The organism is Deinococcus radiophilus, assembly GCF_020889625.1.
Classification (GTDB): Bacteria; Deinococcota; Deinococci; order Deinococcales; family Deinococcaceae; genus Deinococcus; species Deinococcus radiophilus.
Genome location: NZ_CP086380.1, coordinates 1,897,161 through 1,905,000, shown reverse-complemented (window position 1 = coordinate 1,905,000; position 7,840 = coordinate 1,897,161). Strand labels below are relative to the sequence as shown.

Sequence of the window (7,840 nt, the reverse complement as noted above, 5' to 3'; positions counted from 1 at the left end):
GGGTTACCCGCCACGTCGCCAATCGAGAAGATATGTGGCACGTTGGTACGCTGCTGCTTGTCGGCAGGGATAAAGCCACGTTCGCTGATCTGCACTCCGGCCTTGTCGGCGTTCAGGCCATCGGTGCGGGGACGGCGACCAATAGCAACCAGCACGCGGTCGAAGACTTCAGTGCGCTTCTCGCCGTCTTGCACGTTCTCAATCTCCACGTGCACGCCATCCGATTTGCGCTCAGCCTTATTGGCCTTGGTCTGGGTTTCAATGGAAATGCCCTGCTTCTTCATGATTTTGGTGAATTCCTTGACAGCGTCTGCGTCGGCGCCAGGAATCACGTTCGGCATGAATTCGATGATCTTCACTTCGGAGCCGAGGTTGTTGTAAACCTGTGCGAATTCGAAGCCGATTACGCCGCCGCCGATGCACAGCATGCGGGCGGGCACGGGGTCAGGCATGACCAGGGCACCAGTGGAATCCACGATCACTTCCTGATCCACTGCCACACCAGGCAGCTTGGCAGGCTCAGAACCGGTGGCAATGATGAAATGGCTGGCCGTATGTTTCTGGCCACCGACCTCTACAGTGTGGTCGTCCACAAAGCTGGCTTCGCCGCTGAGCAGCGTCACCTTGTTGCCTTTGAGTAGGCCGCTTACGCCGCCGGTCAGCCGTTTGACGATGCCGTCTTTCCAGCCGTTCAGCTTGGCGATGTCCAGGCTGGCTTCATTCAGGTTCAAACCGAATTCACTGGCGTGCTTCGCCTCGGCACGCACTTCTGCGGCGTGCAGCATGGCCTTGGTGGGGATACAGCCCACGTTCAGACAGACTCCGCCTACTTTTTCGCGTTCCACGATGGCGGTCTTGAGGCCCAGCTGCGCTGCGCGAATCGCCGCGTGATAGCCGCCCGGTCCGGCGCCAATCACGATCACGTCATAATCTATATTTGCCATAAGACCCAGTTTAACGGTTGCCAGATGGGGCTGTTCGTCTGCCAGGGCAGAGTGACAGCGCCCGGCGTCCCGAAAGCCTAGACTGTGCCCATGTCCCGCCTGCCTCCCCACGCGCCAGACCAGCGGCCCTCGCTGGGCGCCTTGCTGCTGGCCGCCGTATTTGTGTTGATCGGTGTGCAGCATTTTATCCGTCCAGAGTTCTTTGACCGGATCGTGCCACCGGGATTGCAGGAGTTGCCCATGATTGGTATGACGCCCCGGCAGGCGACCCTGATCAGCGGGTCTGCCGAAGTGGCCGGGGGCCTCGGCTTGCTGCACCCGCGCACCCGTCCGGCGGCACGCTGGGGGCTGCTGGCCCTGCTGGTGGCCGTGTTTCCGGCCAACATCTATATGGCGCTGAATGCCCGTGACTTCCGGCCCCTGCCGGAGTGGGTCAGCTGGGCGCGGCTGCCGCTGCAGGGCCTGATCGGCTGGGCCGTGTGGCGTGCTGGACGTAGGCCGCAGGAACGGTAACCAGTGCGGCTTCCAGAGAACAGCGGGAACATTGGAGAGGGTCTGAGTGCATCCGTGCTTGATACGAGCAGCCTTCGGAGCCTTCGTCAGAAAAAGCTCAGCGCATCTGGTCGAGTAGGACGAATGAAATATGATGACTGAGACGCAAAATGGAGCCGGTGCGGGTGCTGTTCACGCCTGAACGTGATCCATAGAACTACTCTACACTCGGCCTATGACCAATCCCACTGACCTGATCCGCCAGGCCCTGCACTCGGAAGCGGGCGCTGGCCTGGACGGCTGGCTGCTGTACGACTTTCAGGGGCTGAATATCCAGGCGCGGCGAGTGTTGGCCCTGCCTGCCGAAGCCCACCTGACCCGGCGTTTTTTCGTGTGGGTGCCATGTGAGGGCCGCGCTCTGGTCCTGCATAACCACATTGAAGGTGGCACCTGGCGCCGCATCAGTGCGGGCTGGGACGCCGACTACCGCGCCTTCGGGTCATATGGCGAGCTGAACGATCTGCTGCGTGAAGTGGTGGGCGGCAAAGTGGTGGCGATGGAATACAGCGAGCTGGGCGCTGTGCCGTACGTGAGCCGGGTGGATGCCGGCACGCTGGAGCGGGTACGGGCGGCTGGGGCAGAGGTCCGGACCAGTGCCGACCTGCTGCAAACCTTCCTGCGCTGGACCCCGGAGGACCTGGCCTCGCACCGCCGGGCTGCCGCAGTGCTGATGACAGCCAAGGACGCCGCCTTCGAACTGCTACATACCCGCTTGCGGGCGGGCGAGCGTGTGACTGAATTGGACGCCCAGGCCGTGATTCACCGTCATATTGAGGCCGCCGGTCTGGAGTGGGGGCATGAGGTGAACGTGTCGTTCGGAGCCAATGCCGCCGACCCGCATTACCAACCGCAGGGTGAGGTGAATGCCGAGCTGCACCAGGGCGAGTGCGTGCTGATTGACCTGTGGTGTCAAGGCGAGAACCGGCCCTTCGCGGATGTCACCTGGGTCGGCTACGCTGGGCAGCCGTCGGACGAATATCTAGATGCGTGGCAGGCCGTACGCCGCGCCCGCGATGAGGCGCTAGAACTGCTGCGCTCGGAATGGCCGCAGGTGCAGGGCTGGCAGCTGGACCGCCGCGCCCGGGGGGCGATGGGGCCGGACTGGGAACCACACTTCTTGCATCGCCTGGGACATGACTTGGGCGTGCAGCTGCATGGAGCTGGGGCCAACCTGGATGACTACGAAACCCACGACACCCGCCGCCTCACGCCAGGACTAGGGGTGACCATTGAACCTGGGGTGTACCCGCGTGAAAAGGGCTTCGGGATACGCAGTGAGATAGACTTGTACCTGGCTGAAAGCGGGCCAGAAGTGACCACTGACCTTCAGCGCGAACCCTTCGTGCTGGGTGGGGCTGAAAGTTGGGCCAATGTCCGTGCCCGCGCCTATGGGGCCAAGCTGGAGGCCCGCTAGAGGCTAGGAGCTTTGTGACGGGGTTGGGTCGCCTGTGAAGGCGCGGTCAGGAGGTAATAGGCCAGCGTGATCACGAAGACGGCGGCCCCTGTTGCGAAGACTCCGGTATGGCCGTAAGCGGTCCACATCAGCCCGCCCAGGATGGGGCCGATGGCGTAGCCCAGAGCCTCGACCGTCATGATGGTTCCCCAGCCGGTCATTCGTTGGCCCTGGGGAAGCACCTGGCCGACCAACCCGTTCCAGCCCGTCAGGAAAGCGCCGTAGCCTACACCGAGCAGCGGTAACGCGGCCCACAGCCGAGTTTCGGGGTGGGGCAGGGCCAACACGCCATAGGACAGGGCCAGCAGCAGTAGTCCTGGCAGCAAAGCGCGGCGTGGGCAGGTGCGGTCAGCCATGCGTCCCGCCAGCCAGAGGGTCAGGCCCAGGCCGATCAGCAGGCCCAGCGCCGGAAAGGCCAGTTCCAGCATGCTGAGGCCCAGCAGCTCCAGCAGTGGAAACAGCAGGGTGACCAGCAAGCCAGGAGCGAGGGTCTGGGCCAGAGCAGCGGGCAACAGCAGCCCCACGCCCCGCCACTGCCGCAACAACTCGCTCAGGCTGGCGCGGGTCTGTGGTGGCTGCGGGGTACCGCGTAGACCCACCACGCTCAGGGCCAGCAGGGTTGCCGACCCCTGCAGTCCCAGCAATACGTTTATGCCCAGATCCTCCGAGCGCTGCATCAGGGGGCCGAGCACACCCACCCCCAGGGCCAGACCGGGCACGACAGCCAGTGAAGTCAGGGCCAGCGCCCGTGATAGACGCTCGGGGCGGGCCAGGGTCTGCGAATAACCCATCACGATGGGCCACAGCGAACCGTACATGACGCCCCAAAGTCCCGCCAGCCCCAGCAGGGCCAGATAAGGCGGAGCGCCACCTCCCAGCAGACTGCCCTGGGCCAGCAGCATGACCATCAGACCACTGACCGACGCCAGCAGCAGCAACCACCCAGCGCCGTAACGCCCTGCCAGGTAACCCATCGGGCCTTTGCTCAGGGCGTCGGCGAGGTAGTGTCCACCCATCAGCGTGCCGATCAGCGCGGCATTTAGACCTAGAGTGTCCGCCCGCAGCGGCAGCGCGGTCACAAAGAACCCAAAATGCGCCGCTTCGCTGACCACCAGCAGGGTCAGGAGGCGCAGCATCAAGGTGGGCTGATTCCAGAGCATGTTCGCCCCAATTGTACCCACAGTCTGATGAGGGGCAGGTCAGGAGAGTGGAACAGCCGGGTAGATACAGCAAAACCCCCACCCGCTGAGGGTGAGGGTTTAGAGGCCGGAGGCTTAGTTGCCGGAGGCGTCGCGCATCACGCGGAAAGCGGGTGAGGTGTAGGTCTCCCAGTGGTTGGCGTTGTCTGGGTTGCCCAGCGCCTTGAGAACGCGCAGGCGCAGGGTGTACTGCCCAGCGGGGGCTTCGCTGCCGTCTTCCAGGGTGCCGTCCCACACGAAGCTGTCCCAGGGGCGGCTGGTGCTGCCGAAGGTGTAGGTATTGGAGCCGGTACGGCCCACGAAAGGATATTCGGCGATGGTGTGGGCCTTGCCGTTGGCGTCCACCGCTTCGAACATCACGTTCTGGGCTTGGTGGGCGAAGTTGGCCCACACGGCGGGCGCGTCGAACAGTTGCAGCGTGCTCAGGTCATCCACCACATCGAAGGTCTGGAAGGAGAAGTCAGGCATTTGCTCGCCCTCTTTGACGTTTTCTCCCTCAAAGTACACGCGGTCAGTCAGGGCGTCGTAGAAGGCTGGGAACTGGCGCACAGTGTTTTGGCCGTTCTCGGAGAACACCACATCTCCCAACGCACGCACAGCCTGGTAGTCACCTTTGAAGCCGCCGTAAGGGACCGAGACGGTCTGGGTGTCACTCTCGGCATACAGGTAGCCACCATACTGAGAGAGATTGGGGGCTTCGGCTGGAGCAGTGATACGGACATTCAGTTCGGCGGTGCCACCTGCGGGGACCGTGACTTCAATGCCGCCCTTACCTTCGGCGTCCAGTTCAGCGGACTTGCCGTTCACTTCCATGGTGGCGAAGTCAGTGGAGGGCGCGAAGCCGTTGGGGCTGAAGGACAGGTCCTCGTTGATATTCGCCATGGTCAGTGCGGGGTAGTGGTACACCGTGAAGGTCTGGTCCTTATCGCCACTGTTACGCAGCACCACCACTTTGCTCTGGCTGGTCAGGCGCTCGCTTTCGCCCAGCGACAGCTTGGGCGGGTTGGCCGACACGGTGTTGTAGTAGGCCGCAGGGATATCCACCATGCCAGCGCCTTGCAACTGGGTGTAGACCGGCAGACCTTCCAGGATTTGACCGTTGTAGAAGAACGAACGCAGGCTGGCCGAGTTCATCATCAGGGCCTTCATCTGCTCAGGGGTCAGCTCAGGCTTGGCTTGAAGCAGCAGGGCGGCAGCGCCTGCCGCGTGAGGAGCAGCCATGCTGGTGCCGCTCAGGACGGCGTAGCCACCCTTTTCAAGAGGGTAAGCGCTGTTGATCAGGCCGCCGGGGGCCGACAGCTCAGGCTTCAGTTCCAGGTCGGGGCCAGCGCCGTACGACGAAAAGTTGGAGATGGTGCCGCCGGAGGGGTTTTTGAAGCTGCTCTGGCCCTCGTTAAAGGTGATGGTGGGGTTCTGGCCTGCTTCAATCGCCGCCTTGATTTTCTCGCCGTCGGCTTTGAGGATCGAGACGTAGGGCATGGTGATTTTGGCATTGCCCAGGCTGGGGCTTATGTAGCCCTCGGCGTTGTTGAACATGACGATGGCAGCAGCGCCCGAAGCAGCGAGGTTATTGGCCTTTACCTCAAAGGTGCAGCTTCCACGTTGAATCAGCACTGCTTTACCTGCAAACTGGTTCGGCTGGAAGGGGTTGGTTCCGCAGGCATTCAGCGGATCGGCAACGACCATTTCCAGCGTCTGACCGACCTTGGGCTCAGGCGAAGGGTTGCCCAGCATGTACCCGTGCTTGGTTTGCTGTCCACCCAGGGACAGGGTCAAGCTGCTCATCAGCATTTCGGTGTTATCAACAGCGGCCACCGAGATGACTTTTTCGGCCAACGAGGGTGCGCCAGTGGCGAATTGACCGTCGGTGCCACTGTTGCCGGCCGAGACGGTGACCACGACACCGTTTTTGACCAGGCGGTCGGCTGCCTTGGCGGTAGGATACTCGGCCCACTGGTACGAAGAACCGATGCTCATGTTGACCACGTCCATGCCGTCGGCGTAGGCGCGTTCCATGGCCTGCAGCATGATGTCGGCGGTGGTGGCTCCTTCACACCCAAACACGCGGTAGGAGCCGAAGCTGACTTCAGGAGCAACGCCCTTGAACTTGGTGGCTGGGTCGTTGCCGCCCACGATGCCGGCCACGTGCGAGCCGTGCCCACCGCAATCGTCGGCGACCTGATCAGGTTCGGGAAAGTAACCGGGAGCGCCGAAGGCGTCGCCCACGAAGTCATACTGCGAGACGATGCGGCCTGCGAAAGCTGGGTGATCAACGTCCATGCCGCTGTCGATGATGCCGACCTTGACACCCTTACCGGTCAGGCCCAGCTCGTTCTGGGCGGTGTCGGCACCGGTCATGCCGACGGCTGAGAACATCTCTGGTTCGCCGCCTTCAACGGTTTTGGGCAGTTCGACTTCAATCACGGGGTAGACAGCCTTCACGCCAGGCAGTTGGGTGAAGCGGCTGACCTCAGCGTCGGCCACATCAACCGAGAAGCCGTTAAAGAGGCTCTGATAGCTGGCAATTTCATCAAACTCAATGCCTGCACGCTGCGCTTGAAGGCGGAAGCTGTCTTGCTGAGCGCTGATGCTCTGGGCACCCAGCAGGCCTGGTTCACCTTCCAGCTCGACGAACCAGCGGCCCGTGGTGCTGGTCTGGGGGGTGACGCCCAGATCGCTGGCGACGTGGCCGCCGCTCTGACCGGTCTGAGGCTGGCTGGCGGTGGGCGTGGTTTGTCCGCAGGCTCCCAGGAACAGGGCACTGGACAGCAGGGTGATGGCTTTGATTCGGTTCATCATGATCTCCTTAAGAGGTGGTTCAGAGTTTGGGTGCGGGCTGCGGGGCCCACGTCAGGGATCAGCGCTTGGACACCTTGAGGGTGTAGAGGTTCATGGGATTGTTGTCCGTAGCTTCGGGATCGTTGACCAGTTTGAAGCTGGTCACTTCAATGACGTAGCGGCCCTTCACGGGTGCGTTGAAGCGAATTTCGGAGTCCAGGCCCGTTTCACCAGGGGTGTAGACGTTGTCGTCGTCTTTTTCCAGCAGGGGCCAACCGTCGTCGCTGACCATGTAAAGCTTGACGTAGGGGTCCAGGGTGCTGCCTTTGACGCTGGAGGACATCACGTTGATCTGCAGGCGAGCATCGGCGTCGGCATCAAAGGCGTAGTAGTCGAAGTCGCGGTCCTGACCAGCAATCGTTCCCTTGAACGTTTGATCAACTGCAACCTCAGCGGGGACATCACGGGTCGTGTCTTTTCGTAGATCTACCTCGTTGAATTCAGAGGCAGGGGGCTGTGGCTGACCGCAGGAGGCGAGCAGCAGGCTCAGGCCGATCAGGGAAGACAAGATGCGTTTCATAAGACTCCTTTGAATGCCCGGCAGGGCGGTGACAAGCAGGAATTCCAGATGGAACCGGTGAAAGCGAGATGCCCTGTATCAGATGTAAATCTGAATACAGCGCCGGCGACCAGACGCCAAGGCCAGGCTGCATAGCGCGGAAGAATCCGGGATTTTTATGCGACTTAACCTTACATCAATCTCACACATACGGCAAGCGGGAAGTCGCACATTCGCCCTGCGCCGTATATGCCAGAGGTCAGGATGAGGTCAGCTGTCACAGTGGGTGAGAAAAGCCGCTTGCCAGCCACCAGTTGAGAAAGCGGCGGGGGCTGGTCGGCTGCAGCGCGTGTGA

The 7,840-nt window shown here is 62.1% G+C and carries 6 protein-coding genes (1 of these 6 running past the window's edge); 2 read left to right on the top strand and 4 right to left on the bottom strand.

Annotated features, from left to right (window positions below):
- Nucleotides 1–944, bottom strand: the 5' portion of a protein-coding gene (gene lpdA, locus LMT64_RS09580; RefSeq protein WP_126351919.1) for a dihydrolipoyl dehydrogenase. The gene continues 457 nt to the left of window position 1, outside the view; 944 of the gene's 1,401 nt are visible here — the first part of the coding sequence; the start codon lies at nt 942–944; the stop codon falls past the left edge of the window.
- A 90-nt stretch (nt 945–1,034) separates the two neighbouring features.
- Between lpdA and LMT64_RS09575 the strand changes: the two genes are divergently transcribed.
- Together LMT64_RS09575 and LMT64_RS09570 are read left to right on the top strand one after the other, a co-directional pair.
- Nucleotides 1,035–1,457, top strand: a complete 423-nt coding sequence (locus LMT64_RS09575; protein ID WP_126351918.1) for a DoxX family protein — start codon at nt 1,035–1,037, stop codon at nt 1,455–1,457.
- Between the two features lie 214 nt (nt 1,458–1,671).
- Nucleotides 1,672–2,910, top strand: a complete 1,239-nt coding sequence (locus LMT64_RS09570) for a M24 family metallopeptidase (RefSeq protein ID WP_126351917.1) — start codon at nt 1,672–1,674, stop codon at nt 2,908–2,910.
- Here LMT64_RS09570 and LMT64_RS09565 read toward each other — a convergent pair.
- From LMT64_RS09565 to LMT64_RS09555, 3 genes are all read right to left on the bottom strand, one after another.
- Nucleotides 2,907–4,109 carry an MFS transporter gene (locus tag LMT64_RS09565; protein WP_126351916.1) on the bottom strand — a complete coding sequence of 401 codons (1,203 nt, stop codon included), beginning with the start codon at nt 4,107–4,109 and terminating at the stop codon, nt 2,907–2,909. The genes LMT64_RS09570 and LMT64_RS09565 overlap by 4 nt on opposite strands.
- A gap of 114 nt (nt 4,110–4,223) precedes the next feature.
- Nucleotides 4,224–6,944, bottom strand: coding sequence for a S8 family serine peptidase (locus LMT64_RS09560; protein WP_229253194.1), 2,721 nt, complete (start codon nt 6,942–6,944; stop codon nt 4,224–4,226).
- Between the two features lie 61 nt (nt 6,945–7,005).
- The gene (locus LMT64_RS09555; protein ID WP_126351915.1) at nt 7,006–7,506 is read right to left on the bottom strand and encodes a PPC domain-containing protein; all 501 of its coding nucleotides are present in this window, start codon (nt 7,504–7,506) and stop codon (nt 7,006–7,008) included.
- Nucleotides 7,507–7,840 lie beyond the last annotated feature (334 nt).